At 61.4% G+C, this 25,849-nt stretch carries 19 protein-coding genes and 1 tRNA gene; 14 read left to right on the forward strand and 6 right to left on the reverse strand.

Annotated elements, in window-relative coordinates:
• Positions 1 to 4 precede the first annotated feature (4 nt).
• The 3 genes from CRO59_RS11395 (at position 5) to CRO59_RS11405 (ending at position 4,378) form a co-directional block, all read left to right on the forward strand.
• The gene (locus CRO59_RS11395) at positions 5 to 1,693 is read left to right on the forward strand and encodes a polyurethanase (protein WP_097087454.1); all 1,689 of its coding nucleotides are present in this window, start codon (positions 5 to 7) and stop codon (positions 1,691 to 1,693) included.
• 216 nt (positions 1,694 to 1,909) lie between these two features.
• Entirely contained in the window at positions 1,910 to 3,763 is a 1,854-nt protein-coding gene (locus tag CRO59_RS11400) for a polyurethanase (protein ID WP_097087456.1), read from the forward strand.
• A gap of 240 nt (positions 3,764 to 4,003) precedes the next feature.
• Positions 4,004 to 4,378: a hypothetical protein gene (locus CRO59_RS11405; protein ID WP_097087458.1), complete on the forward strand. Its 375-nt coding sequence runs from the start codon at positions 4,004 to 4,006 to the stop codon at positions 4,376 to 4,378.
• Between the two features lie 120 nt (positions 4,379 to 4,498).
• On the opposite strand, the gene CRO59_RS11410 is transcribed toward CRO59_RS11405, so the two are convergent.
• Positions 4,499 to 4,723 (reverse strand): YgdI/YgdR family lipoprotein, encoded by a 225-nt coding sequence (locus tag CRO59_RS11410; RefSeq protein WP_041064149.1) that lies wholly within the window; start codon positions 4,721 to 4,723, stop codon positions 4,499 to 4,501.
• A gap of 205 nt (positions 4,724 to 4,928) precedes the next feature.
• Between CRO59_RS11410 and CRO59_RS11415 the strand changes: the two genes are divergently transcribed.
• The 4 genes from CRO59_RS11415 (at position 4,929) to CRO59_RS11430 (ending at position 11,471) form a co-directional block, all read left to right on the forward strand.
• Positions 4,929 to 6,581, forward strand: a complete 1,653-nt coding sequence (locus tag CRO59_RS11415) for a VRR-NUC domain-containing protein (protein WP_097087460.1) — start codon at positions 4,929 to 4,931, stop codon at positions 6,579 to 6,581.
• Positions 6,578 to 8,869, forward strand: coding sequence for an ATP-dependent DNA helicase (locus CRO59_RS11420; RefSeq protein ID WP_097087462.1), 2,292 nt, complete (start codon positions 6,578 to 6,580; stop codon positions 8,867 to 8,869). The genes CRO59_RS11415 and CRO59_RS11420 overlap by 4 nt, the downstream gene beginning before the upstream one ends.
• 76 nt (positions 8,870 to 8,945) lie before the next feature.
• Positions 8,946 to 10,868: a PAS domain-containing sensor histidine kinase gene (locus CRO59_RS11425; RefSeq protein ID WP_097087494.1), complete on the forward strand. Its 1,923-nt coding sequence runs from the start codon at positions 8,946 to 8,948 to the stop codon at positions 10,866 to 10,868.
• A 66-nt stretch (positions 10,869 to 10,934) separates the two neighbouring features.
• The gene (locus CRO59_RS11430; protein WP_003224989.1) at positions 10,935 to 11,471 is read left to right on the forward strand and encodes a hypothetical protein; all 537 of its coding nucleotides are present in this window, start codon (positions 10,935 to 10,937) and stop codon (positions 11,469 to 11,471) included.
• A 54-nt stretch (positions 11,472 to 11,525) separates the two neighbouring features.
• Here CRO59_RS11430 and CRO59_RS11435 read toward each other — a convergent pair whose 3' ends face one another.
• From CRO59_RS11435 to CRO59_RS11455, 5 genes are all read right to left on the reverse strand, one after another.
• A complete protein-coding gene (locus tag CRO59_RS11435) occupies positions 11,526 to 11,822 on the reverse strand; it encodes a hypothetical protein (protein ID WP_007967009.1) in 297 nt (98 codons plus the stop codon).
• A 187-nt stretch (positions 11,823 to 12,009) separates the two neighbouring features.
• Positions 12,010 to 13,353, reverse strand: a complete 1,344-nt coding sequence (locus CRO59_RS11440; protein ID WP_027612796.1) for a sodium:proton antiporter — start codon at positions 13,351 to 13,353, stop codon at positions 12,010 to 12,012.
• Between the two features lie 36 nt (positions 13,354 to 13,389).
• Positions 13,390 to 14,001 carry a Yip1 family protein gene (locus CRO59_RS11445; RefSeq protein ID WP_027612797.1) on the reverse strand — a complete coding sequence of 204 codons (612 nt, stop codon included), beginning with the start codon at positions 13,999 to 14,001 and terminating at the stop codon, positions 13,390 to 13,392.
• Between the two features lie 87 nt (positions 14,002 to 14,088).
• Positions 14,089 to 14,946: a glucose 1-dehydrogenase gene (locus CRO59_RS11450; protein WP_097087464.1), complete on the reverse strand. Its 858-nt coding sequence runs from the start codon at positions 14,944 to 14,946 to the stop codon at positions 14,089 to 14,091.
• 213 nt (positions 14,947 to 15,159) lie between these two features.
• The gene (locus CRO59_RS11455; protein WP_097087466.1) at positions 15,160 to 16,314 is read right to left on the reverse strand and encodes a MalY/PatB family protein; all 1,155 of its coding nucleotides are present in this window, start codon (positions 16,312 to 16,314) and stop codon (positions 15,160 to 15,162) included.
• 323 nt (positions 16,315 to 16,637) lie between these two features.
• On the opposite strand from CRO59_RS11455, the gene fdnG reads away from it, so the two are divergent.
• From fdnG to CRO59_RS28660, 7 genes are all read left to right on the forward strand, one after another.
• Positions 16,638 to 19,703 (forward strand): formate dehydrogenase-N subunit alpha, encoded by a 3,066-nt coding sequence (gene fdnG, locus CRO59_RS11465; RefSeq protein WP_143503067.1) that lies wholly within the window; start codon positions 16,638 to 16,640, stop codon positions 19,701 to 19,703.
• Positions 19,704 to 20,639 (forward strand): formate dehydrogenase subunit beta, encoded by a 936-nt coding sequence (gene fdxH, locus CRO59_RS11470; RefSeq protein WP_097087471.1) that lies wholly within the window; start codon positions 19,704 to 19,706, stop codon positions 20,637 to 20,639.
• Positions 20,636 to 21,301 (forward strand): formate dehydrogenase subunit gamma, encoded by a 666-nt coding sequence (locus CRO59_RS11475; RefSeq protein ID WP_047597242.1) that lies wholly within the window; start codon positions 20,636 to 20,638, stop codon positions 21,299 to 21,301. Before fdxH ends, CRO59_RS11475 begins: the two co-directional genes overlap by 4 nt.
• Before the next feature lie 3 nt (positions 21,302 to 21,304).
• Positions 21,305 to 22,231, forward strand: a complete 927-nt coding sequence (fdhE, locus tag CRO59_RS11480; RefSeq protein WP_097087473.1) for a formate dehydrogenase accessory protein FdhE — start codon at positions 21,305 to 21,307, stop codon at positions 22,229 to 22,231.
• A 190-nt stretch (positions 22,232 to 22,421) separates the two neighbouring features.
• Positions 22,422 to 23,834: an L-seryl-tRNA(Sec) selenium transferase gene (gene selA / locus CRO59_RS11485; RefSeq protein WP_097087475.1), complete on the forward strand. Its 1,413-nt coding sequence runs from the start codon at positions 22,422 to 22,424 to the stop codon at positions 23,832 to 23,834.
• The gene (gene selB, locus CRO59_RS11490; protein ID WP_097087477.1) at positions 23,831 to 25,747 is read left to right on the forward strand and encodes a selenocysteine-specific translation elongation factor; all 1,917 of its coding nucleotides are present in this window, start codon (positions 23,831 to 23,833) and stop codon (positions 25,745 to 25,747) included. Before selA ends, selB begins: the two co-directional genes overlap by 4 nt.
• Positions 25,748 to 25,754: 7 nt before the next feature.
• Positions 25,755 to 25,849 (forward strand) — tRNA-Sec (locus tag CRO59_RS28660).

Below are 25,849 nucleotides of genomic sequence, written 5' to 3' on the forward strand. Positions count from 1 at the left end.
CAACATGGGATTGTTCGATTATAAAAATGCCGACGGCAAAGCGTTGTACAGCGATGCCATCGCACTGACGCTGTATGCCTACACGCCAACCGGCCAGCCGTTGCCGGCCACCGCCTGGAAACCGCTCAGCGCCACGGCGCTGGGTTATCAGGGCAAGGTCGGCGCCCAAGGCACGTTCTTCGGTGAGAAGGACGGCTTCACCAGCGCCGAGGCCGAAGTGCTCGGCAAGTACGACGCCGGCGGCAAGCTGATCGGCCTCGGCGTGGCCTTTCGCGGCACTGGCGGTCTGGGTTACAGCGACACCTTCGGCGACATGAAAAACAACCTGCTGGCCGCCATTGGGCCATCGGATTACGCGAGCAACTACGCGAAAAATGCCTTCGACAACCTGCTCAAGTCCGTTGCCGCGTTTGCCATCGCCAACGGCATCGCCGCCAAGGACGTGCTGTTCAGCGGCCACAGCCTCGGCGGGCTAGGGGTCAACAGCGTGGCCGAGTTGAGTGCCAGCAACTGGGGCGGTTTCTTCAAGGATGCCAACTACATCGCGTTCGCCTCGCCGACCCAGAGCAGCACCGGCAACAACGTGCTGAACATCGGTTACGAAAACGATCCGGTGTTCCGTGCGCTGGACGGCACCACGTTCAGCAGCGGTTCGCTGGGCAAGCACGACGGGGCGCACGAGTCGACCACCGACAACATCGTCAATTTCACCGACAACTACGCGTCCACCGCGCAGAACCTGGTGCCGTTCAGCATCGTCAATCCGCTGAACTGGTCGGCCCACAGCTCGCTCGGGTATGCCGATGGCTTGAACCGGGTGATCGACTCGAAGTTCTACAACCTGACACACAAGGACTCGACCCTCATCGTCTCCAACCTTGAGGAATCGTCCCGGGGCAAGACCTGGGTCGAGGATCTGGGGCGCAGCGGCGAGCCGCACACCGGCAGCACTTTCATCATTGGCACCAACAGCAACGACTGGCTCAAGGGCGGGGCGGGTAACGATTTCCTCGAAGGCCTGGGCGGCGATGACCGCTTCCGCGATGACGGTGGTTTCAACATCCTCCTCGGTGGTCAGGGCCACAACACCTTCGAGCTGCAGAAACCGCTGCAGAACTTCAGCTTCGCCAACGACGGTGACGGCACGCTGTACGTGCGCGACGCCTACGGCGGCATCAGCATGACCCGCGACATCGGCGCGCTGGTGAGCAAGGAGTCGGGGTCGTGGTGGGGCAGCAAGGAAATCACCTGGGGTGTCACGGCCAAGGGTTTGACCAATGGCAGCGAACTGACCCAGTACACCCATTCGCTCAACGGCGATGCGTACGGCAATGCGCTGCACGCCAGCGCCGACGGTGACTGGCTGTTTGGCCTGGGCGGCGATGACAAGCTGATCAGCGACAAGGGCCACGTGACCTTCGTCGGTGGCGCCGGCAACGACGTGATGACGGCAGTGGGTGGCAACAACACCTTCCTCTTCAGCGGCGCGTTCGGTTTTGATGCGATCAATGGTTATCAGGGCAGCGACAAACTGGTGTTCATGGGCGTCGAAGGCGCGGGGCAGGGTTATGACTACAAGCAGCATGCTGTGCAGTCGGGGGCCGATACCGTGCTGAAGATTGGCGAATATGCCGTGACCCTGGTCGGGGTGGGAGTGGCTAACCTGTCGGACTCGGCGTTCGTGTTCGCCTAGCTCCTTGTTAAGACAAACCCTGTAGGAGTGAGCCTGCTCGCGATCGCGGTGAGTCAGTCTCCATCCATGTTGCCTGACACGGTCTCATCGCGAGCAGGCTCACTCCTACAGTTAAAAGCAATGCAAGTAGTACTGAAATGCTCCGGGGCGTGCCCGTGAGGGGCGCCCTGGCTGTGAGCTATCTCTGACAATTCCAACAAAAGAGAGGCAATAGCAATGGGTGTGTATGACTACAAGAACTTCGGCACAGCCGATTCCAAGGCGCTGTTCAGCGATGCCATGGCGATCACGCTGTATTCCTACCACAACCTCGATAACGGCTTTGCCGCCGGTTATCAGCACAACGGCTTCGGCCTCGGCCTGCCCGCCACGTTGGTCACCGCGCTGCTCGGCGGTACTGATTCGCAAGGGGTGATTCCCGGTATTCCGTGGAACCCCGACTCGGAAAAACTCGCCCTCGACGCCGTGAAAAAGGCTGGCTGGACTCCGATCACCGCCTCGCAACTGGGCTACGACGGCAAGACCGACGCGCGCGGAACCTTCTTCGGTGAGAAGGCCGGTTACACCACCGCTCAGGTGGAAATCCTCGGCAAGTACGACGCCCAGGGCCATCTCACCGAAATCGGTATCGCCTTTCGCGGCACCAGCGGCCCGCGGGAAAACCTGATCCTCGATTCCATCGGCGACGTGATCAACGACCTGCTGGCAGCGTTCGGTCCCAAGGACTACGCCAAGAATTACGTCGGCGAAGCGTTCGGTAATCTACTGAATGACGTGGTGGCGTTCGCCAAGGCCAATGGCCTCAGCGGCAAAGACGTGCTGGTCAGCGGCCACAGTCTCGGTGGGCTGGCGGTCAACAGCATGGCCGATCTGAGCGGTGGCAAGTGGGGCGGATTCTTCGCCGATTCCAACTACATCGCCTACGCCTCGCCGACCCAGAGCAGCACCGACAAAGTGCTCAATGTCGGTTACGAAAACGATCCGGTGTTCCGCGCCCTCGACGGTTCGACCTTTACCGGCGCCTCGGTCGGCGTGCACGACGCGCCCAAGGAATCGGCCACCGACAACATCGTCAGCTTCAACGATCACTACGCCTCGACCGCGTGGAATCTGCTGCCGTTCTCCATCCTCAACATCCCGACCTGGATCTCGCACTTGCCGACCGCTTACGGCGACGGCATGAACCGCATCATCGAGTCGAAGTTCTACGATCTGACCAGCAAAGACTCGACGATCATCGTCGCCAACCTGTCGGACCCGGCGCGGGCCAACACGTGGGTGCAGGACCTCAACCGCAACGCCGAAACCCACAAGGGCAGCACGTTCATCATCGGCAGCGACAGCAACGATCTGATCCAGGGCGGCAGCGGCAATGACTATTTGGAAGGTCGCGCCGGCAACGACACCTTCCGTGACGCTGGCGGCTACAACGTGATTCTTGGTGGCGCCGGCAACAACACCCTCGAGTTGCAGAAATCGGTGAACACCTTCGACTTCGCCAACGACGGCGCCGGCAACCTGTACGTGCGCGACGCCAACGGCGGGATCAGCATCACCCGCGACATCGGCAGCATCGTCACCAAGGAGCCGGGTTTTCTCTGGGGCCTGTTCAAGGACGACGTGACCCACAGCGTCACGGCCAGCGGTCTGAAGGTCGGCAGCAATGTCACGCAGTACGAGTCCAGTGTCAAAGGCACCAGCGGCGCCGATACGCTCAAGGCGCATGCCGGCGGTGACTGGTTGTTTGGTCTGGATGGCAACGATCATTTGATTGGCGGCGTCGGCAACGACGTGTTTGTCGGTGGCGCCGGCAATGACCTGATGGAGTCCGGGGGCGGGGCGGATACGTTCCTGTTCAACGGCGCGTTCGGTCAGGATCGGGTGGTGGGTTTTACGTCGAACGACAAACTGGTGTTTCTTGGCGTCCAGGGTGTGTTGCCCAATGATGACTTCCGCGCGCATGCGACGGCGGTGGGACAGGACACGGTGCTGAAGTTTGGCGGGGATTCGGTGACATTGGTTGGGGTGGCGCTGAATAGCCTCAGTGCCGATGGAATTGTGATCGCCTGAGGTTAATAGGGCGCCGGTAAGGGCCTATTCGCGAGCAGGCTCGCTCCCACATGGGGCTATGTGATCGACACAGGTCCAGTGTGGGAGCGAGCCTGCTCGCGAAGGATTCAGCTCGGTATCAAAAGTGACTCAACAGCCACACCCTGACTCAAAAGCTCTGCAAACAGCAAAAGCGGCCTAAAGCCAGCACGTGCACACACGTTCTATAGCCAGCCGCCATTGAGTACAGGAGGTGCACACGTGAAAAGGTTCAAGGGGTATGTCGGGATTGTCGGACTGGCACTGTTATCGGCCAATGCCTGGGCCGATCTGCCTCAAACCTCGATTCTGAGCCGCTACGGCATCAGCAGTGACCAATTGCCGAAACCGGCGAAGACCGAAGCAGCCGAGCCGGTCGAAGAGAAAAGCCTGTTTCAGATCCAGCCCGAACAGCCGTTCGTGACGTTTCGGCGCGGTGACGACAAACAGGCGCAAGCCACCGGTAACCTGAGCATCGACCGCATGACCCAGCAGGATCTGGAGCGCTGCCGGCGACTGCAAGCCGAGCTGGCGCGGCGCGGTGAGCAGTATTTCAGCTGTGATCACAGCATTATGGGTTTGCCTGCTTTCGAATAACCCAGGCGGATAACACTTCCCCTGTAGGAGCTGCCGCAGGCTGCGATCTTTTGATCTTGTTTTTAAAATCAAAATCAAAAGATCGCAGCCTGCGGCAGCTCCTACAGGTAAAACGGGGTGTCAGTCTTCCTTGCGTACGGTCGCGACCTCATCGGAGCGGACTTTCACCTTGGTCCCGGAAATATCCTCGAATTCATAGAACCCGTCCTTGTTCTTGGTTTTCGGCATGTCCTTGGTCAAATACTGAGTGCCGTTCTGCAAGGTCACCACCGTCGGTGTCGAGCAGCCGCCCAATGCCAGGAAGGCTGCTACCGCCAGGGGAAGACCCAGAGTCTTGATGTTCATACCCACCTCAAATACCTCATTCCATATCAATTGACCGACTTCGGTCTCTAACGCGGTTGGTGCCATCGAACCGGGAAAAGTTCGATGGCACCCTGAAAAAATCCCGATTGCCGCTGCCACTGATCTTTTTCCGTTTGCACGCGACGGGGCAGAGCTGGTATCTGTACGCATAACCAGTATTCGCTCGCCATGGCCCTGAATTCCCGTGACTGCCAACCCGCTCGACGATCCGTTCTATTACCTCAACAACTTCCGGCAAGTGCTTGATTGGCTTGAACTTCGCTATGCCGATGTGATGAGCGAATCCGAGCACGGCTTTATTCGCGACTTCAAGGCCTTGCCACGCGCTTCGCAGGGTTTGCTGGTGCGCATGATAATGCGCAAGGGCGTGCATTTCCGCTTCGGCAAACTCAACTACCCGGAAATCGGGGACATCAGCAACGCCGCGCAGCCGTTGTTGCGTCACGGCTGGCTCGACGATCAGGCTTTATTGAGCGTTGCCGAAGTGTTCGACGTGTTGCTCAAGGCTGAGCTGCTGCAGGCGTTCGGCAGCTTTATCGAGCAACCCAAGGGCCGCAAGGACGACTGGCTGCCGGCGCTCGCCGAGCAATTCAGCGAGTCGCGCAGTCTCTGCGATTGGGCACCGACGCTCGGCGACCGCTTGCTCAGCCTGACCATCATGGACCTCTGCGACCGCCTGCGTCTGATGTTCTTCGGCAACCTGTATCAGGACTGGTCGGAATTCGTCCTCGCCGACCTCGGGATCTTTACCTACGAAAAAGTCGAATTCTGCGCCGACTCCCGCGGTCTGCGCAGTCGAGAGGACGTTGACGCCTGCGTGTTCCTGCATCAGTGCCAGCAACGCTTCGAAGCCGGTGAACCGTTGGAGCTCATTGTCGAGCAGGTCCGCGCGTTGCAGTTCGACAACCCGTGGCTGCAGCGGCGGCGCGGCAAGGTGCTGTTCCAGATCGGCCAGTATTGCGAGCGCATCGCCGAGTTTGCCCTGGCCCTGAGTATTTACCGCAACTGTGCCTACCCCGGCGCCCGTCAGCGAATGATCCGCGTGCTGGAGCGCTGCGGCGAATACGCACTGGCGCTGGAGCTCGCCAGCCTCGCCGAACAGGCGCCGGAAAGCGCCGCCGAACAGCAAAGCCTGCAACGCATGCTGCCACGGCTGCGACGCAAACTCGGCGGGCCGCCGCTCAAACGGGCAACGCCACGCCCGGTCGAGCGCCTCGATCTGCAACTGCCGCGCACTGATCCGGGATTGTCAGTGGAGTTTTACGTGCAGGCGCATTTGCACGAAGACAGCGGCCCGGTGCACTACGTCGAGAACAGCCTGATCAACTCGCTGTTCGGCCTGTTGTGCTGGCCGGCGATTTTTGCGCCGCTGCCGGGGGCGTTCTTTCATCCGTTCCAGCGCGGGCCGGTGGATCTGCTCAACGAAGACTTTCAGCAACGCCGCGCCGAACTGTTTCAGGCTTGCCTCGACCAACTCGACGACGGCCGTTATGCGGCGACCATTCGTGAGCGCTTCGCCGCCAAATGGGGCGTGCAGTCGCCGTTCGTGTTCTGGGGCGCGTTGAATGAGCAACTGCTGGAGCAGGCGCTGGCGTGTTTGCCGGCGGAACACCTCAAGCACTGGTTCAATCGCCTGCTGCTCGACATCAAGGCCAATCGCGCCGGCATGCCGGATCTGATCCAGTTCTGGCCGCAGCACAAGACCTACCGGATGATCGAAGTCAAAGGCCCCGGTGACCGCTTGCAGGACAACCAACTGCGCTGGCTGGAATTTTGCCACCAACACCAGATGCCGGTCGCCGTGTGCTACGTGCAATGGGCGGAGCAGAGCGCTTGAGCTACAGCATTGCCGTCCGTGCCCTATGCGAGTTCACCGCCAAGACCGGCGACCTCGACCTGCGTTTTACCCCTTCGCCGACAGCCCTCGAAGGCATGCTCGGGCACCGCACCGTGGCCTCGCGGCGCAACGACAAATACCAAAGCGAAGTGGCACTGGAGGGCGAGTTTCTGCAGTTGAAGGTCAGGGGCAGGGCGGACGGCTATGACCCGGCGCAGAACTGTCTGGAAGAAGTCAAAACCTATCGCGGTGACCTGAGCAAGCAACCGGCCAACCATCGGCAGTTGCATTGGGCGCAGGCGAAAATCTACGGCTGGCTGATGTGTCGCAAGCTGGAGCTTGCGCAGATCAATCTGGCGCTGGTGTATTTCGACATCGTCAGCGAAAAGGAAACCTGTCTGGTCGAGTCCTTCAATGCTCCAGCCTTGCAGGATTTTTTCGAACAGCAATGCCGGTTGTTCCTGAACTGGGCCGAGCAAGAAATGGCCCATCGCGAGGCGCGCAATCTGGTCGCGCAGCAATTGAGCTTTCCCCACGCCGACTTTCGCCCCGGCCAGCGGCATCTGGCCGAATCGGTGTTCAAAGCGGTCAGCACCGGCCGCTGCCTGATGGCCCAGGCGCCCACCGGCATCGGCAAAACCCTCGGCACGCTGTTCCCCATGCTCAAGGCACTGGCGCCGCAGCAACTGGACAAGGTGTTCTTTCTGACCGCCAAGACCCCGGGGCGCAAACTGGCGCTGGATGCCAGTCAGGTGTTGTTCGATCAGTCTGAACGCTTGCCGCTGCGGGTGCTGGAGATGGTCGCCCGCGACAAGGCTTGCGAACACCCGGACAAAGCCTGTCACGGTGAGTCCTGCCCGTTGGCCCAGGGCTTTTATGATCGGCTGCCCGCCGCCCGCCAAGCGGCCAGCCGGATCAATCTGCTGGATCAGGCGTCGATGCGCGAAGTGGCCCGTGAGCACACGGTGTGCCCGTATTACTTGAGCCAGGAAATGGCCCGCTGGGCCGACGTGGTGGTGGCGGACTACAACTATTACTTCGATTTCAGCGCGCTGCTGTTCGGTCTGGCCCAGCTCAATCAGTGGAAAGTCGCGGTGCTGGCCGATGAAGCGCACAACCTGGTCGAGCGCGGGCGTTCGATGTACAGCGCCAGTCTCGATCAGGCCGCGCTGGCCAGTGTGCGCAAGACTGCCCCCGAAGTGCTGAAAAAATCCCTGCAACGGGTCAATCGCGAGTGGAACGCGCTGCATCAGCCGCAACTGGCGCCGTATCAGGCTTACGACAAGGCCCCGGAGAAACTGCTGCAAGCGGTGTCCCTGTGCAGCGCGGCCATCGGTGACTACCTCAATGATCATCCGCAGGGGCTCGACAGCGCGCTGCAAACCTTCTATTTCGACATGCTGCAGTTCGGCCGGGTGGCGGAGCTGTTCGACGAGCATTACCTGTTCGACATCAGCAAGCGCGACCTTGAGCGCAAGCGACCGCTGTCGCAGTTGTGCCTGCGCAACGTGGTGCCGGCGGCGTTCATCGGCCCCCGGCTGAAAGCGGCGCGCAGCAGCGTGTTGTTCTCGGCGACGCTAAGCCCGCGGCGCTATTACGCCGATCTGCTCGGCACGCCCGCCGACACGGTATGCATAGACGTCGAATCACCCTTCAGCGCCGAACAGTTGCAGGTGCAGATCGTCAGCCGTATCTCCACGCGCTTCAATCATCGTCAGGCGTCGCTGGAACCGATCGTCGAGCTGATCGCCCGCCAGTTCAGCGAGCGCCCGGGCAATTACCTGGCGTTCTTCAGCAGCTTCGATTACCTGCAACAAGTGCTGACGCTCCTCGCCGAACGCCATCCGCAGATCAATCTGTGGCAACAGTCCCGGGGCATGGCCGAAGGGCAGCGGCAAGCCTTTCTCGATCAGTTCACCGCCGACAGCCAGGGCATCGGCTTCGCCGTGTTGGGCGGTGCGTTCGGCGAGGGCATCGACCTGCCCGGGGCACGGCTGATCGGCGCGTTCATTGCGACCCTGGGGCTGGCCCAGCTCAACCCGGTCAACGAACAGTTGAAACGGCGCATGGCGGCGATTTTCGGCGCCGGTTACGACTACACCTATCTGTATCCGGGCGTGCAGAAAGTGGTGCAGGCCGCCGGGCGGGTGATCCGCACCCGTGAAGATCGTGGCGTGGTGATGCTGATCGATGACCGCTTCGCCGAACCGCGCATTCAGCAACTGCTGCCACGCTGGTGGTCGCTCGGCACCGACTCGTCCTCAATCAACCCATTGATCACGCCGTGAATAGAAGCGCGTTTGCACCTTCCCATGGCGCCGGATTGCCGCATACTTGCGCTAATGAAAACCAGCGGTGAACCTGATGAGTGACAACCCGAGCAAAACTGCCGCGATCGAGGAGATGCGTTTTCGTCTGCTGATCGATGCGGTGGTCGATTATGCGATTTACATGATCGACCCGGACGGCATCATCACCAGTTGGAACTCCGGCGCGAAACGCTTCAAGGGCTACGAAGAGGCGGAAATTCTCGGCGAGCATTTCTCGCGCTTCTATACCGCCGATGATCGTGCGGCGGGCCTGCCGCAACGCGCGCTCGACACAGCGCTGCACGAAGGACGCTTCGAAGGCGAAGGCTGGCGGGTGCGCAAGGATGGCACCAGCTTCTGGTGCCATGTGGTCATCGATCCGATCATTGATCCCAACGGCAAACTGCTCGGCTACGCCAAGATCACCCGTGACCTGACCGACCGCAAGATGGCTGAGGAAACCCTCAAGCAAAGCGAACAGCAGTTTCGCCTGCTGGTGCAGGGTGTCACCGATTATGCGATCTACATGCTCAGCCCCGAAGGTCGTGTGAGCAACTGGAATCAGGGCGCCCAGCGGATCAAGGGGTACCAGCCGGAAGAAATCATCGGCCAGCATTTTTCGATTTTCTACACTCCGGAAGACCGTGTGGCCGGCGAACCGCAACGGGCGCTGGAGATTGCCACCCGCGAGGGCCGTTTCGAGAACAAGAGCTGGCGCATGCGCAAGGATGGCACGCGGTTTCTGGCCCACGTGGTGGTCGATGCCATTCGCGGCGAAACCGGCACGCTGCTCGGGTTTGCCAAGATCACCCGCGATGTCACCGAAGCCCATGAGTCGCAAGTGGCGCTGGAAAAGACCCGCGAAGCGCTGTTCCAGGCGCAGAAGATGCAGGCCATCGGTCAGCTCAGCGGCGGCATCGCCCATGACTTCAACAATTTGCTGACGGTGATTCTGGGCAATCTGGAGATTCTGCAAAAGCGCATCGGTGACGATCCGAAAAACAGCCGTCTGCTGGAAAACGCCACGCAGGGTGCGTTGCGTGGAGTATCGCTGACCCAACGCATGCTGGCCTTCGCCCGCCGTCAGGAACTCAAGACCGAGCCGGTCGATATTCCGCAACTGGTGCAAGGCATCACCGGACTGTTGCGCAGCTCGATAGGCCCGGGGATTCGCATCGAGACACGCTTTCCCGAGGATCTGCAACCGGTGCTGGCCGACAGCAACCAACTGGAACTGGCGTTGCTCAATCTGGCGACCAACGCACGCGACGCCATGGTCGACGGTGGCAGCCTGTGCATTACCGCGCAGCCGGAAGTCGTGCTTGAGCAAAGCCATTCGTCAATGGCGGCCGGGCACTATGTGTGCCTGAGCGTGATCGACACGGGCGAGGGCATGGACGAAGCCACGCTGGGTTCGGCCAGGGATCCGTTTTTCACCACCAAGGGCGTGGGCAAGGGCACCGGGCTGGGCTTGTCGATGGTGCATGGCTTTATCGAGCAACTGGGTGGCCGTTTCATTCTCAAGAGCGAAAAAGGCCATGGCACCCGCGCTGAAATGTGGATACCGGTGGCGCTGGCAGGGGAGACGGCAAAAAACCTCTACCCGGCGGTCAAACCGGTGTTGGTGCCGCGCCTCAGCGTGCTGGTGGTGGACGACGATTCGCTGGTGATGACCAGCACCACGCTGCTGCTCGAAGACCTTGGCCATCGCGTGATCAACGCCACATCCGGTGCCAGGGCGCTGGCGTTGTTCGAGCAGGGCGAAGTCATCGATCTGATGATCACCGACATGGCCATGCCGCAGATGAGCGGCGCGCAACTGGCGCATGCGGTGCGCCTGCTCAAGCCGGATCTGCCGATCATTCTGGCCACCGGTTACGCTGAACGCCTGGAAGGCTTTGCCGCGCAATTGCCGCGTTTGCCCAAGCCATTCACCCAGCTCAACCTGGTGGAAATCATCGCGCAGTCGATGAAGTGAATCCGCCTGAACTTGTCCGTGGCGAGGGCCTTCTAAAAGGTTTCCCTGCCCCGGAGCGCGCGTCCCTTGCCTCGCATACTGACCCAGCCCACCGCTGAAGAACACTTGACCGAACATGACGCCAAGATGTTCGGCTCACCCAAGGAACGGCTGGATTTCTATCGCAAGGAAATCCAGTACGAAACCAGCATCCTCGCCAATCGCACCGATGCCTATCTGGCGGCGCAGTCGTTTCTGGTGATTGCCTTCGCATCGTGCATGGCCAACCTCAACCCCGAGTGGGGCAAGCTGTTCACGCTGGTGGTGCCGCCGTTTCTGGCACTGCTCGGGCTGCTCAGCTCGCTCAACGCCTGGCCGGGGATTCGTGCGGCGTACGACATCATCGATCACTGGCACTACAAGCAGAGCGAGTTGTTGCGCAGCGAGCCGATCATGGGCATGGCTTACGACGAGTCGCCGCTGTTCAGTGAAATGGAGTCGAGCCACAAGGGCTATCGCAAGTCGCTGTTGTTTTCGGTGCGCACGCCCTGGATCTTCGCCACGTTCTGGATCCTGCTCGGGGCTTATGCAGTGTTCATTCAGGTGACCAACCCCGGGGGCTGAACGCCGCCCAAAGAAAAAGCCCGGACATCGCTGCCGGGCTTTTTCTTGTGTGCTTTATTCGACGGTTTCAAGTTGCCGACGCAATTCCTGCGAGTGATGCGGTGACATTGGAATCGGCGGGAAGTCTTCGTTGAGGACGCACAGGTGATCGATGGCTTCCTCGAACTTCGCATCGGCTTTGCGGCGCAGTGCTCGATAGTGCTCAAACTGTTCGAGGTCCAGATTGTCCGCTTCCAGCAGCTCGTAAGCCGCTCGGTTGAGGGCGTGGGCGTCTTCGAACAATTGACGATTGCGTTCCAGGGCCAAAGCCCTGCAAGCCTTGATTTGTGCCGGAGTCGAGCATTCTTTCATGACCGTGACCTTGTTATCCAAAGATTCCTCTTCATGGGCTGCAAGCCGCAGGGGAACCGAACCTGCCGGACCTCGCCGAGTGCATCCAGCGAGGGGTTATGGTTGTGACTGTCGGTTTTGGCCGAGGGATCCATTTATTTTCAGAAAAAACTTCGATGGATTTCCCGACATATTGCCGCCGGAAAAATCAGTTTTTTCGTTTTTGCCGTTGTTCGTAGCGCGCCAGCAGCGGCTGCGTGCTGATGCCATGCAGCAAAATGCTCAATGCCACCACGGACAGGGTGATGTTGGTGCACAACGTCGCGACTGAAGGACTCAGCCCGTGGTTCAAGGCATAAAACAGATAGAACAGACTGCCGATCCCGCGAATGCCGAACCAACCGATCAACAGCCGTTGACCACCGTCGAGCAAAGTGCCCCATGGCATCAGCGCAACGCAGGCCGGACGCACCACGCAGAACAGCACCGCGCCAATGACCAACGCCCGCCAGTCCCAATGCGGCACCAGTACCACACCCAGCAAGGTCACCAGAAACACTTCCATGGCCCGTTCCACCAGACTGCCGAATGAGAGCATGTCGCCCATCATGATGCCGGCGGCGACCTGACTGCTCTCCAGTCGTTCGGTATCGCCGTGCACCGCGTGCTGCGGTTCGATGTTCTGGTGGCCGACCACCGGTTGCACCAGATGTTCGGCGGGCGGCTGGCTGGCGCCGGTGGATTTGACTTCTTCCTGACGCAAGCCGAGGCCGGCGGCGAATACCGACAGAAAACCATAACCGCCAATCGCATCTGCGCCGACATAAGCCAGAGCAATCAGCGACAGCGCCAGATAATCATTCGGGCTCAGGGTGCTGTCGTCGTTACGAATGCGCAACGACAGCGTCAACCGACCGATGCCGCGCCCCATCCAGTAACCGGTGAGCAAACCGACCGGCACCGCCCAGAGCAAGCCGTGCAGCACCCAATCGGTCAAGGCGCCGGGTTGCGCGTCGGCCTGCAACAGCAGCAAGCCGAGAATCACGAACGGGAACGCGATGCCGTCATTGAGCCCGGCTTCTCCGGAAAGGCCAAAGCGCACGCTGTCGACATCCCGCGCATCGTTGACCTGCACCAGCGCGGCCAGTACCGGGTCGGTCGGCGCGAGCATCGCCCCGATCAGCAGCGACGGCCCCCACGACAGTTGCAGGCCCCAGTGCAGCAATACGCTGACCCCGGCGATGGTCAAGACCATCACCGGGCCCGCCAGCCCGAACGCAATCCGCCAACGCTTGTCGCGCAGTGGCAGACGCAGCTTGAGCCCGCAGACAAACAGCGAAAACAGCACCGCCACTTCCGTGAGGTGCTCCATCCACACCGACGCGTTTTCCAGTGACAGCTTCAGCAGATCCAGACCGCTGGGGCCGATGCCGATCCCCAGCAGCAGGCACACGGCCGAAGTGGTGACCGGCATCCAGCGCAGGTACGACGAGGTCAGCGCGAGGGTCAGCAACACCGCGCCAAGCACCGCGACCCAGATGACAAAGCTCATGTTCGGCCGTCCATCGACGACAGCGTTGGCACCGGGTTAACCAACGGTAGTTCGCAAGTACTCGGGCGCGAGCACGTTGAACCACAGCAGAATCATCGACACCAGAATGGTCACCATCACCAGCAGGCCGACGCCCCAGACGCAAGCCGAATACAGCAGGCCCTGTTCCTTGCGTTCATGCATGAACGTCGGCAGGCCGACGAACAGCAGGAACGTCGAATACACCGAAGCGGCACCCAGCACCAGAATAGCCAGCCAGCGACTTGGATAGAGCCCGGCGATGCCGGCGACGAAAAACGGCGTCACGGTATAGGCGGCAAAGCCGATGCACTGGTTAAGCGTGGGGCGCGCGTCGAACGTACGTGACATCCAGCGGATGAACCCGCCGATGATCGCGACCCCGGCGACAATCGCCACATACAGCAGAATGCTCAGTTGCAGTGCACTGGCCGTGCTCAAGCGTACGGTCTCGCCGGCTGCCAGACTCCAGCCGACATACGTGGTACCGAGGAACAGACACACGGCGGGGATCAGCGCCAATAGCAACAGATGCGCCAGGTAGTGACGGGGATGGGCCTCTTCCTCGCGGCGGATATCGGTCCAGGCGAAGTTGGGCTGGGTGAAGAGTTTGATGAGAGGGGCGGACATGACGACCTCCTGATCCTGCAGACCGGTTGGGGCTCTTAAAGGTATGGAGGGACGTCATGCCGCCAGGTTCAGTTTTTCTCGCGCCGCTTAGAGCATCGGCTTGCCGCCGGTGACGCCATAGCGCTGACCGGTGATGTAACTGGCTTCATCGGAGGCGAGCAGCACATAGATTGGCGCCACTTCCACCGGTTGTCCGGGGCGCCCGAGCGGGGTTTCGCTGCCGAAGTTCTGCACCTCTTCATCGGGCATGGTCGAGACGATCAGTGGCGTCCAGATTGGTCCGGGGGCCACGCAGTTCACGCGGATCTCTTTCGGCCCGAGTATCTGCGCCAGACCGCCGGTGAAGTTGGCGATCGCGCCTTTGGTGGTGGCATAGGCCAGCAGGGTCGGTTTGGGCATGTCCGAGTTGACCGAGCTGGTGTTGATGATCGACGCGCCAGGGCGCATGTGTTTGATCGCCGCTTGGCACAACCGGAAAATCGCGGTGATGTTGACGTCGAAGGTCATCACCCATTCTTCATCGGGGATTTCTTCGAAAGTTTCGTGGGTCATCTGGAACGCGGCGTTGTTCACCAGAATGTCGATGCGCCCGAAGCGTTCGACGGTCTTGTCCACCAGTTCCTGGCAGTGGGCCTTGTGCGCGAGGTCGCCGGACAGCAGCAGGCATTGGCGGCCTGCCTGTTCAACCCAGCGTGCGGTCTCTTTGGCGTCATCATGTTCATTGAGATAGGCCACGACCACGTCAGCGCCTTCACGGGCGAAGGCAATCGCCACCGCGCGGCCAATGCCGCTGTCGGCACCGGTAATCAGCGCAATCTTGCCAGCCAGCCGCCCGGAGCCAACGTAGCTTTGCTCGCCGCAGTCGGGGTACGGCTGCATTTTGCTTTGCGCACCGGGGACGGCTTGGGCTTGTGCGGGGAAGGGTGGTTTTGGATAGTCGGTCATCACAAATCTCCGAGGTTCTCAGGGCAAGTATGGGTGGTTGACCCGGACGGTTTGCCGTGAGTTCGATCGGATTTGCGCTGGTCTTTCAGACTTGGAAATGCAAACCAATGTGGGAGCGAGCCTGCTCGCGAATGCGGTGTATCAGTCACCCTCTTTGTTGGATGAATGACCGCATTCGCGAGCAGGCTCGCTCCCACAGGGTTTAGGGTGTTTTCAGGTATTGCGCTGGGTCAGGGCACGCTCCATGCGGCTGATGCCTTCTTCGAGCAACGACCGCGGGCAGCCGAAGTTCAGGCGCACGAATTGTTGGTGCTGATCGCCGAAATCCAGCCCGGCGCTCAGACCGACCCTGGCCTGTTCAAGGAAGAACTGCTGCGGATTGTCCAGGTCCAGCGCCGAGCAATCGAGCCACGCCAGATACGTCCCTTGCGGCACATTGATCGTCACGCCCGGCAAGCGGCTGCGAACGGCATCCACCAGCCAGTCGCGGTTGGCCTGCAGATAGGTTTTCAGCTCGGCCAGCCACGGCGCACCTTCGCTGTAGGCGACGCGGGTGGCTTCCATGCCCAGCGGGTTGACGCTGTCGACCATGCCGCAACGGGCGTGGTTGACGCGTTCGCGCAGGGCGGCGTCCTGGATGATCATGAACGAGGTTTTGAGGCCGGCGATGTTGTAGGCCTTGCTCGCCGACATAAGGGTGATCGTACGTTTGGCGATTTCCGGGCTGAGGGACGCGGTCGGAATGTGCACGCGGCCGTCGAAGCACAGCTCGGCGTGGATCTCGTCGGAGATGATCCAGGCGTCCTGTGCCGCACAGATGTCGGCCACGGCTTGCAGTTCTTCACGGCCAAACACCTTGCCGATCGGGTTGTGCGGGTTGCTCAGGAGCAGGGCGCCGCCGCCGTTCAGCGATTCGCGCAGGGTCTCCAGCGGCGTGGCGTAGGTGCCATCGGCCTGAGTGATGAATTCCAGTTCGACCTTGTTCAGCCCCCAATGCCCCGGCGCATGGCGCAGCGGCGGGTAGTTCGGCACCTGCACCACAACATTCTGCTGCGGCTGCACCAGCGCTTTCAAAGCCATGTTGAAACCGGATTCAACGCCCGGCAGGAAGATCAGCTCCTGCGGTTTGACCTTCCAGGCGAACTTGTCCCACAGGTCGGCGACGATCGCTTCACGCAAGTTGTCCTGCGCCACGCTGTAACCCACCAGCGGGTGCAGCAGACGCTGCTGCAACGCTTCGATGATCACCGGTGGCGCGGCGAAATCCATATCAGCGACCCACATCGGCAACACATCGGCCGGGTAGCGGCTCCACTTGGTGCTGCCGGTGTTGTGGCGGTCGAATAGCTGATCAAAATCGAAAGTCATGCGCGGTCTCGTGAAGGCGGGTTGTTCATGGGCGCCATGATAAACCCATGACACTCGGCGATACACAAAACCTGTGGGAGCGAGCCTGCTCGCGAAGGCGGTGTGTCAGTCAATATTTGTCTCAACTGACAGGGCCTCTTCGCGAGCAGGCTCGCTCCCACAGGTTTTCCAGGGCATGACCGATTGTCGCCGACGGTCGGTTTTCACACAGAGTGTGTGGTCATTGTCTACAGTGAAAAAGCCGGCAGGCATTCTGCCGTAACCGTGTTTGTCCAGAAAAAGCCCGGCTCAAGTACCGGGTTCCACCTGATCAGGAGTGCACGATGGATCTCAGCCGTCGTCAATTCTTCAAGGTCGCCGGTATCGGCCTTGCAGGCTCTAGCCTGGGCGCGTTGGGCATGGCCCCGACGCTGGCCTTCGCCGAGCAGGTGCGTCACTTCAAGCTTGCCCACACCCATGAAACCCGCAACACCTGCCCGTATTGCTCGGTCGGTTGCGGGTTGATCATGTACAGCCAGGGCGATGCCGCGAAGAACGTCGCGCAAAACATCATTCACATCGAGGGCGACGCCGACCATCCGGTCAACCGCGGCACCCTGTGCCCGAAAGGCGCGGGCCTGCTGGACTTCATTCACAGCCCGGGCCGTCTGCAATACCCGCAAATGCGCAAGCCCGGCAGCAGCGAATGGACCCGGATCAGCTGGGATGAAGCACTGGATCGCATCGCCGACCTGATGAAGGCCGACCGCGACGCCAACTTCATCGAGAAAAATTCCACCGGGCAAACGGTGAATCGCTGGCTGACCACCGGGTTCCTCGCCGCGTCGGCCGCGTCCAACGAAGCCGGTTACATCACCCAGAAGGTGATTCGCAGTCTTGGCATGCTGGGGTTCGATAACCAGGCGCGTGTCTGACACGGCCCGACGGTGGCAAGTCTTGCCCCGACGTACGGCCGTGGTGCCATGACCAACACCTGGACCGATATCGCCAACGCGAATCTGATCCTGGTGATGGGTGGCAACGCAGCAGAAGCGCATCCATGCGGCTTCAAATGGGTGACCGAGGCCAAGGCGCACAACGCTGCCCGGCTGATCGTGGTCGACCCGCGTTTTACCCGGACCGCTTCGGTGGCCGACTATTACGCGCCGATCCGTACCGGTACCGACATCGCCTTCATGGGCGGATTGATCAATTACCTGCTGACTCAGGACAAGATCCAGCACGAATACGTGCGCAACTACACCGACGTCTCGTTCATCGTCAAAGCCGGCTATGGCTTTGAAGACGGCATCTTCAGCGGCTACGACGCCGCCAAACGCAGCTACACCGACAAATCCGGCTGGGGTTACGAGCTGGGGGAAGACGGCTTCGTCAAGGTCGACCCGACCCTGCAGGATCCACGCTGCGTCTATCAATTGATGAAGCAGCATTACAGCCGCTACAACATTGAGCTGGCGAGCCAGATCTGTGGGATGCCGGTCGATGCCATGCAGAAAATCTGGGATGAGATTGCCACGTGCTCCACGCCGGGCAAAACCATGACCATCCTCTATGCACTCGGCTGGACGCAACATTCGATCGGCGCACAGATCATCCGCAGTGCGGCGATGGTGCAACTGCTGCTGGGCAACGTCGGCATGCCGGGCGGCGGGGTCAATGCCTTGCGTGGGCACTCGAACATTCAGGGCCTGACCGACCTCGGGTTGCTGTCCAACTCGCTGCCGGGTTATCTGACCCTGGGTGGCGATGCCGAGCAGGACTACAACGCCTTTATCAAAAAACGTACGCAAATGCCGTTGCGTCCGGGGCAGTTGTCCTACTGGCAGAACTACAGCAAATTCCACGTCAGCCTGATGAAGTCCTGGTACGGCGCCAACGCCACGCTGGAGAACAACTGGAATTACGACTACCTGCCGAAACTGGACATCCCGAACTACGACGTCCTGAAGATGTTCGACCTGATGAGCCAGGGCAAGGTCAACGGCTACATGTGCCAGGGCTTCAACCCGATCGCTGCGTTGCCGGACAAGAACCGGGTGATGGCTGCGCTGGCCAAACTCAAATGGCTGGTAGTGATGGATCCGCTGGCCACCGAAACTTCGGAGTTCTGGCAAAACGTCGGGCCGTACAACGACGTGAAAAGCGCCGAGATCCAGACCGAAGTGATTCGTCTGCCGACCACTTGCTTTGCCGAGGAGGACGGCTCGCTGGTCAACAGCAGTCGCTGGCTGCAATGGCACTGGAAAGGCGCCGACGGCCCCGGTGAAGCGCAAACCGACATCCGCATCATGAGCGAACTGTTCCTGCGTCTGCGCAAACGTTATCAGGCCGAGGGCGGCAAGTTCCCCGATCCGCTGCTGAACCTGTCGTGGCCGTACAAGATCCCCGACGAGCCATCGCCGGAGGAGCTGGCCAAAGAGATCAATGGCAGCGCCATGGTCGACTTCACCGATGCCAGCGGCGTGGCGGTCAAGGCCGGCTCGCAACTGGCCGGGTTCGGGTTGCTCAAGGACGACGGCAGCACCGCGTCCGGTTGCTGGATCTTCGCCGGCAGCTGGACCGAGGCCGGCAACCAGATGGCCCGGCGTGACAATGCCGACCCGTATGGCATGCATCAGCATCAGGGCTGGGCCTGGGCGTGGCCGGCCAACCGGCGGATTCTCTACAACCGCGCTTCAGCGGACGTCGCCGGCAAACCGTGGGATCCGAAAAAACGCCTCGTATGGTGGAACGGCAAGGCCTGGGGCGGCACCGATGTGCCGGACTACAAGGCCGATGTGCCGCCGGAAGCCGGGATGAACCCGTTCATCATGAACCCCGAAGGCGTGGCGCGGTTCTTCGCCGTCGACAAGATGAACGAAGGGCCTTTCCCCGAGCACTACGAGCCGTTCGAAACGCCGATCGGCATCAACCCGCTGCACCCGCAAAACAAGAAAGCCACCAGCAACCCGGCGGCACGGATCTTCGACTCGGTCTGGGAAAGCCTCGGCGAGGCCAAGGACTTCCCGTACGCCGGCACCAGTTACCGGCTGACCGAGCACTTCCACTTCTGGAGCAAGCATTGCAAGTTGAATGCGATTGCCCAGCCTGAGCAGTTCGTCGAAATCGGCGAAGTGCTGGCGAAGGAGAAGGGCATCGCCGCCGGAGATCGGGTGCGGGTCAGCTGCAAGCGCGGGTTCATCGAGGCGGTGGCGGTGGTGACCAAACGCATCCGGCCGCTGCAGGTCAACGGCCAGGTGGTGCATCAGATCGGCATCCCGCTGCACTGGGGATTCACCGGTCAGACGCGTCACGGTTATCTGACCAACACCCTGGTGCCGTTCCTCGGCGATGGCAACACACAGACCCCGGAATCCAAGTCATTCCTGGTCAACGTGGAGAAACTGTAAATGGCCAGCCAAGACATCATTGCCCGCTCGGCCACCACCACGGTGCCGCCCTCGGTGAGGAATCAGCAGGAAGTCGCCAAGCTGATCGACACCACCAAATGCATTGGCTGCAAAGCCTGCCAGGTCGCCTGCTCGGAATGGAACGAGCTGCGCGACGAGGTCGGCCACAACCACGGCACCTACGACAACCCGCAGGATCTGAGCGCAGAAACCTGGACCTTGATGCGCTTCACCGAACACGAAACCGACGCCGGCAACCTGGAGTGGCTGATCCGCAAGGACGGCTGCATGCATTGCGCCGAACCGGGGTGCCTCGCGGCATGCCCAAGTCCCGGGGCGATCATCAAGCACGCCAACGGCATCGTCGATTTCGATCAGGATCACTGCATCGGCTGCGGTTATTGCATCACCGGTTGCCCGTTCAACATTCCGCGCATCTCGCAGAAGGATCACAAGGCCTACAAGTGCACCTTGTGTTCCGACCGCGTCGCGGTGGGGCTGGAACCGGCCTGCGTGAAAACCTGTCCTACCGGCGCCATCGTCTTCGGCACCAAGGAAGACATGAAGGAACACGCCGCCGAACGCATCGTCGACCTGAAAAGCCGGGGCTTCGACAACGCCGGGCTGTATGACCCGGAAGGCGTCGGCGGCACTCACGTGATGTATGTGTTGCACCACGCCGACACGCCGAAGATCTACGCCGGGTTGCCAGATGCGCCGGCCATCAGCCCGCTGGTGGGCTTGTGGAAAGGCATCAGCAAACCGTTGGGCCTGCTGGCGATGGGTGCAGCGGTGCTCGCCGGTTTCTTCCACTATGTGCGCATCGGGCCGAACCGCACCGAGGAGGATGATCATCCGGCGCCACCGGATACTTTGGTGCACGTTGTCGATCCGACGGTGCACACCTTCGATCCACGCGGGGAGGACCGGCCATGAGCAACAAGACGATCCTGCGTTACACCGCCAACCAGCGCACCAATCACTGGCTGGTGGCGATTCTGTTCTTCATGGCCGGGCTGTCCGGGCTGGCGTTGTTTCATCCGTCGATGTTCTGGCTGACCCACCTGTTCGGCGGCGGGCCGTGGACGCGGATTCTGCACCCGTTCATGGGCGTGCTGATGTTCGTGTTGTTCCTCGGCCTGGTGTTCCGCTTCTGGCGCGCGAATTTCTTCATCGACAACGACTGGAAGTGGATGCGCCGCATTGATCGGGTGTTGGTCAACGATGAAGAAAGCGTGCCGCCGGTGGGCAAGTACAACGCCGGGCAGAAGATGCTGTTCTGGACTTTACTGCTGTGCATGCTCGGGTTGCTGTTCACCGGGCTGGTGATCTGGCGCGCGTATTTCAGTGCGTACTTCGGCATCACCGTGATCCGCTGGGCCATGCTCCTGCATGCGCTGGCCGGGTTTGTGCTGATCCTCAGCATTATCGTGCACATCTACGCCGGGCTGTGGATCAAGGGTTCGGTGGACGCGATGCTGCATGGTTGGGTCAGCCGCGCCTGGGCGAAGAAGCACCATGAACTGTGGTATCGCGACATCACCCGCGATGAACGCAATCCGGACGTGCCGGAGCGACCGATCACCAAAAAGGGCTGACTTTTGGCAACCATTCTTGAACCCGGGGAAATCGAAGCGGCGGCCAGTTCGCCGCCGTTTCTGCACCTGCCGCCGCACAATCTGTTCACTTTGCGCGCCCAGCGCCTGGAGCAATTGGCTCAGGGGCATCCGCTGGCCGATTACCTGCGGCTGATCGCCGGATTGTGCCGGGCTCAACAGCAGGTTTTCGACGATCCACCGCTGACGGCACCGTTTGATCAGCAAAGGATCGAAGCCTGTCAGTTGCATGGTTTGCCGCCGTTTGCTGCCGACACCCTGGTTCGCGAAGACGCTTGGCGGGCTTATCTGGATGCTTTATTGCAACGTTACGTGGCGCCCGATCAACCCGCCGTAGTCGACGCGCTCGCGACACTGCGCGGCGCCAGTGCCGGCCAGTTGCGTGCGTGGGCGGTGGCGTTGGTCAGCGGTCAATATTCGATGGTGCCGGCACAGTTGGTGCCGTTTCTCGGCGCCGGGCTGCAAGCGGCGTGGAGCCACTGGCTGCTCAGCGCACCGAACCTGCAACTGAAACCCGGCGACAGCCTCAGCCAGTGCCCGGGCTGTGGTTCACCAGCGATGGCCGGGGTGATCCGCCATCGCGGAAAACACAACGGCCTGCGCTATCTGGTGTGTTCGTTGTGCGCCTGCGAATGGCACGTGGTGCGGGTCAAGTGCGTGTATTGCGAGTCGAGCAAAGGCCTGGATTACCTGAGTCTTGAGGATGATCGGCATGCGGCCAATCAGGCGCCGATTCGGGCGGAAGTCTGCCCAGGCTGCAACAGCTACCTGAAACTGGTCTATCTGGAGAACGATGCCGAAGGCGAAGCGTTGTCGGCGGATCTCAGCAGCCTGCTGCTCGACATGCGTCTGGCGCAGGACGGTATTCAGCGTCTGGCACCGAATCTGATGCTGGCGCCGGGAGACGAATGACCAGAACGTCTACACTCCTGAAAAACTTGTGAGAGGGGCTTGCTCCCGAAGGGGCCGTGTCAGTCAGATTATTTGTGGCTGACTCACCGCATTCGCGAGCAAGCCCGCTCCCACAATTGGGGGCCGGTGTGCTGTATTTAGACGCGTTGCGTCAGGTCATGCCGGAGAGTCTTGTTTTCGGGAGTGGCTGATGTCTTCGAGTGTTGCCCTGCGGTTGCCTTCCATTGATGGTTTGTTGCGTCACCCGGCCTGTCTGCCGCTGGCCGAGCGTTATGGTCGTGAGGCGTTGCTGAGCGGCTTGCGGCAGTTGCTTGATGAGCTGCGGCTCAGCGTGTTGCAAGGTCAACTGTCTGCCATTGAAATCAGCCCCGAAGTGCTCGCCGGCCGCGTCGGCGAGCGTCTGGCGCAGCAACAGCGCAGCAACGTGCGGCGGGTGTTCAACCTGACCGGCACGGTGCTGCACACCAACCTCGGCCGCGCCTTGCTGCCCGAAGAGGCCATCGAAGCGGTGCAGATGGCCGCACGTTACCCGCTCAATCTCGAATTCGATCTGGCCAGCGGCAAGCGCGGAGATCGCGATGATCTGATCGAAGGTCTGATCCGCGAACTGACCGGCGCCGAGGCCGTCACCGTGGTCAACAACAATGCCGCTGCGGTGCTGCTGACGCTCAACAGCCTGGGCGCGCGCAAGGAAGGCATCATCTCGCGCGGCGAGCTGATCGAAATCGGCGGCGCGTTCCGCATCCCCGACATCATGGCCCGCGCCGGTGTGCGCCTGCATGAAGTCGGCACCACCAACCGCACCCACGCCCGCGACTACGAGGCGGCGATCAGCCCGCGCAGCGGCTTGATCATGCGCGTGCATGCGAGCAACTACAGCATCGAAGGCTTTACCGCCCGGGTGCCCACCGCCGAACTGGCCGAGCTGGCGCATCGGCACGGCTTGCCGCTGCTGGAGGATCTGGGCAGCGGCAGTCTGCTGGACTTGACCCGCTGGGGCCTGCCAGCGGAACCAACAGTGCGCCAAGCGCTGCTCGACGGTGCGGACATCGTCACCTTCAGCGGCGACAAATTGCTCGGCGGGCCGCAGGCCGGGTTGATTGTCGGGCGCAAAGAATTGATCGCGAAGATCAAAAAGAATCCGCTGAAGCGCGCCTTGCGGGTTGACAAGCTGACCCTGGCGGCGCTGGAAGCGGTGCTGGGCCTGTATCGCGACCCGGATCGCCTCGCCGAACGTCTGCCGAGTTTGCGGCTGTTGACTCGCCCGCAAGCCGACATTCTCGCCCAGGCCTCTCGTTTGCAACCGGCGATGGCTGAAGTCTTGGGCGAACCGTGGCAGGTCAGCGCCGTGCAGGCGTTGGGCATGATCGGCAGCGGCAGCCAACCGGTGGCGCGGTTGCCGAGTGCGGCGCTGTGCTTGCGCCCGCAAGTGTCCAAGCGTTTGCGCGGGCGTTGTCTGCTGAATCTGGAAGCTGCGTTGCGCAATTTGCCGATTCCGGTGCTGGGTCGAATTGACGACGACGCGCTGTGGCTCGATCTACGCCAACTCGACGACGAGCCGACGTGGCTGGCGCAGTTGCCGCAGTTGCAGGTCGAGTCGTGATCGTCGGCACCGCCGGGCACATCGACCACGGCAAGACCTCGCTGCTGCAAGCCCTGACCGGCCAAACCGGCGACCGCCGCCCGCAGGAGCGCGAGCGCGGAATGACCATCGACCTCGGTTATCTCTACGCGGAGCTGGAACCCGGTGCCGGGCTGACCGGGTTCATCGATGTGCCGGGCCACGAGAAATTCACCCACAACATGCTCGCCGGCGCGCAGGGCATCGATCTGGTGTTGCTGGTGGTGGCGGCGGATGACGGGGTGATGCCGCAGACCCGCGAGCATCTGGCGATTGTCCAATTGCTGGGCATTCCCCGGGCGCTGGTGGCGATCACCAAATGCGATCGGGTTGAAGCAGGCAGGGTGGAAGAGGTGCAGCGCCAGGTTCTGGATTTGCTGGAGGCCGGGCCGTTTGCCGATGCGCCGACGCTGGCGGTGTCGAGCGTGACCGGGCAGGGCGTCGATGAACTGCGCCAGAGCTTGCTGCAGATCCAAGGCGAAGTGCATGAGCGCAGCCGCGAAGGTGGTTTTCGCCTGGCCATCGACCGCGCCTTCAGCGTGGCGGGCGCCGGGATTGTGGTCACTGGCACGGCGTTGTCGGGAACGGTGTCAGTCGGGGACAAACTGGCCCTCGGGCCGTCCGGGAAATTGGTGCGGGTGCGAGGACTGCACGCGCAAAATCAGGCCGCCGAGCAGGCCTTCGCCGGGCAACGGGTGGCGCTGAACATCAGTGGCGATCGATTGACCCTGGAGCAGATCCATCGCGGCCAATGGCTGTTGGCCGAATGGCTGCACGCACCGACGCAACGGGTCGATATCGAATTTCAACTGCTGCCCGGTGAGCGCACATTCGAGCACTTTCACCCGGTGCATGTGCACCTCGGTACGCAAGACGTCATCGCCCGCGTGGCGTTGCTCGAAGGCCCGCGTTTGCGTGCAGGCGAACGCATGTTCGCGCAACTGCTGATCAACGCCCCGGTGCACGCGGTGAAGGGCGATCGCTTGATCCTGCGGGATCAGAGCGCGCAACGCACCCTCGGCGGTGGCCAGGTGCTCGACCCGTTCGCTCCGGCCCGGCAGCGCCGGAGCCCGGAACGGTTGGCACAGCTGCAAGCGCTGGCCGACAGCGACAGTCTTGAGCAAGCGCTACCACTGCTGCTCGACCACAGCGCGGGCGGCCTCGATCCGCAACGGCTGGAGCGCCAGTTCAATCGTCAGCGTGAAGACTGGGCGCTACCAGCCAACGTGCGCCTGATCGACACCCGCCAGGGACCGGTGCTGTTCAATGTGCAGCGCTGGGGGCAATTGAAGTTCACCCTGTTGGAGCAACTGGCGAAATTGCATGAGCTGGAACCGGACCAGATGGGCCCGGATCGCGACCGCCTGCGACGCTTCAGTGGTCTGGCGCTGGAGCGCTCGACCTTTGTCAGCCTGCTGGAAGAACTGCGCGCTGCTGGGTCGATCAACGCCAGCGGGCCGTGGTTGCATCTGCCGGATCATCAGGTGCGTTTGAGTGCTGAAGACGAAACCCTGTGGCAGCGCATGCAGCCGCTGTTCGAGCAGGCCGGGTTTGATCCGCCGTGGGTACGTGATGTCGCCAACGTGTTGGGCGTGGAGGATGCCGTGGTGCGCCTGCTGTTGCGCAAACTGGCGCGCTTGGGATTGATGCACCAAGTGGTGCGCGACCTGTTTCTGTCTGACGGGCAACTGCGGCGCATGGCCAACATTCTGTTGCAACTGGAGCAGGAAAATCCGTCGATCCAGGTGACAACCTTCCGTGATGCGCTAGGCTTGGGACGCAAACGCTGTATTCACTACTTGGAATACTTCGATCGCCTCGGCCTGACCCGGCGCATCGGCGAATCCCGGGTGATCCGCCACGACAACGCGCTGGCCAGTGCCGACGCACCCTGAGTTCAAAGGAAGGCAATCGCGCCCGGTGGCGCGGCCGGGCTTCAAACCCGGTTGGGGACGGCATCCGTTCCCGGGCAGGTTCGACTCCGGCTGCCTTCCGCC

The organism is Pseudomonas sp. LAMO17WK12:I5 (assembly GCF_900215165.1).
Classification (GTDB): Bacteria; Pseudomonadota; Gammaproteobacteria; order Pseudomonadales; family Pseudomonadaceae; genus Aquipseudomonas; species Aquipseudomonas putida_A.

Excerpts from the sequence above, each read along its gene's own strand:
- CRO59_RS11425 (WP_097087494.1), top strand. The coding sequence starts at position 8,946 with ATGAGTGACAACCCGAGCAAAACTGCCGCGATCGAGGAGATGCGTTTT.
- selA (WP_097087475.1), top strand. The coding sequence starts at position 22,422 with ATGTCTTCGAGTGTTGCCCTGCGGTTGCCTTCCATTGATGGTTTGTTG.
- CRO59_RS11400 (WP_097087456.1), top strand. The coding sequence starts at position 1,910 with ATGGGTGTGTATGACTACAAGAACTTCGGCACAGCCGATTCCAAGGCG.
- CRO59_RS11435 (WP_007967009.1), bottom strand. The coding sequence starts at position 11,822 with ATGAAAGAATGCTCGACTCCGGCACAAATCAAGGCTTGCAGGGCTTTG.
- CRO59_RS11455 (WP_097087466.1), bottom strand. The coding sequence starts at position 16,314 with ATGACTTTCGATTTTGATCAGCTATTCGACCGCCACAACACCGGCAGC.
- CRO59_RS11450 (WP_097087464.1), bottom strand. The coding sequence starts at position 14,946 with ATGACCGACTATCCAAAACCACCCTTCCCCGCACAAGCCCAAGCCGTC.
- CRO59_RS11440 (WP_027612796.1), bottom strand. The coding sequence starts at position 13,353 with ATGAGCTTTGTCATCTGGGTCGCGGTGCTTGGCGCGGTGTTGCTGACC.
- CRO59_RS11445 (WP_027612797.1), bottom strand. The coding sequence starts at position 14,001 with ATGTCCGCCCCTCTCATCAAACTCTTCACCCAGCCCAACTTCGCCTGG.
- CRO59_RS11410 (WP_041064149.1), bottom strand. The coding sequence starts at position 4,723 with ATGAACATCAAGACTCTGGGTCTTCCCCTGGCGGTAGCAGCCTTCCTG.
- fdxH (WP_097087471.1), top strand. The coding sequence starts at position 19,704 with ATGGCCAGCCAAGACATCATTGCCCGCTCGGCCACCACCACGGTGCCG.
- CRO59_RS11475 (WP_047597242.1), top strand. The coding sequence starts at position 20,636 with ATGAGCAACAAGACGATCCTGCGTTACACCGCCAACCAGCGCACCAAT.
- CRO59_RS11395 (WP_097087454.1), top strand. The coding sequence starts at position 5 with ATGGGATTGTTCGATTATAAAAATGCCGACGGCAAAGCGTTGTACAGC.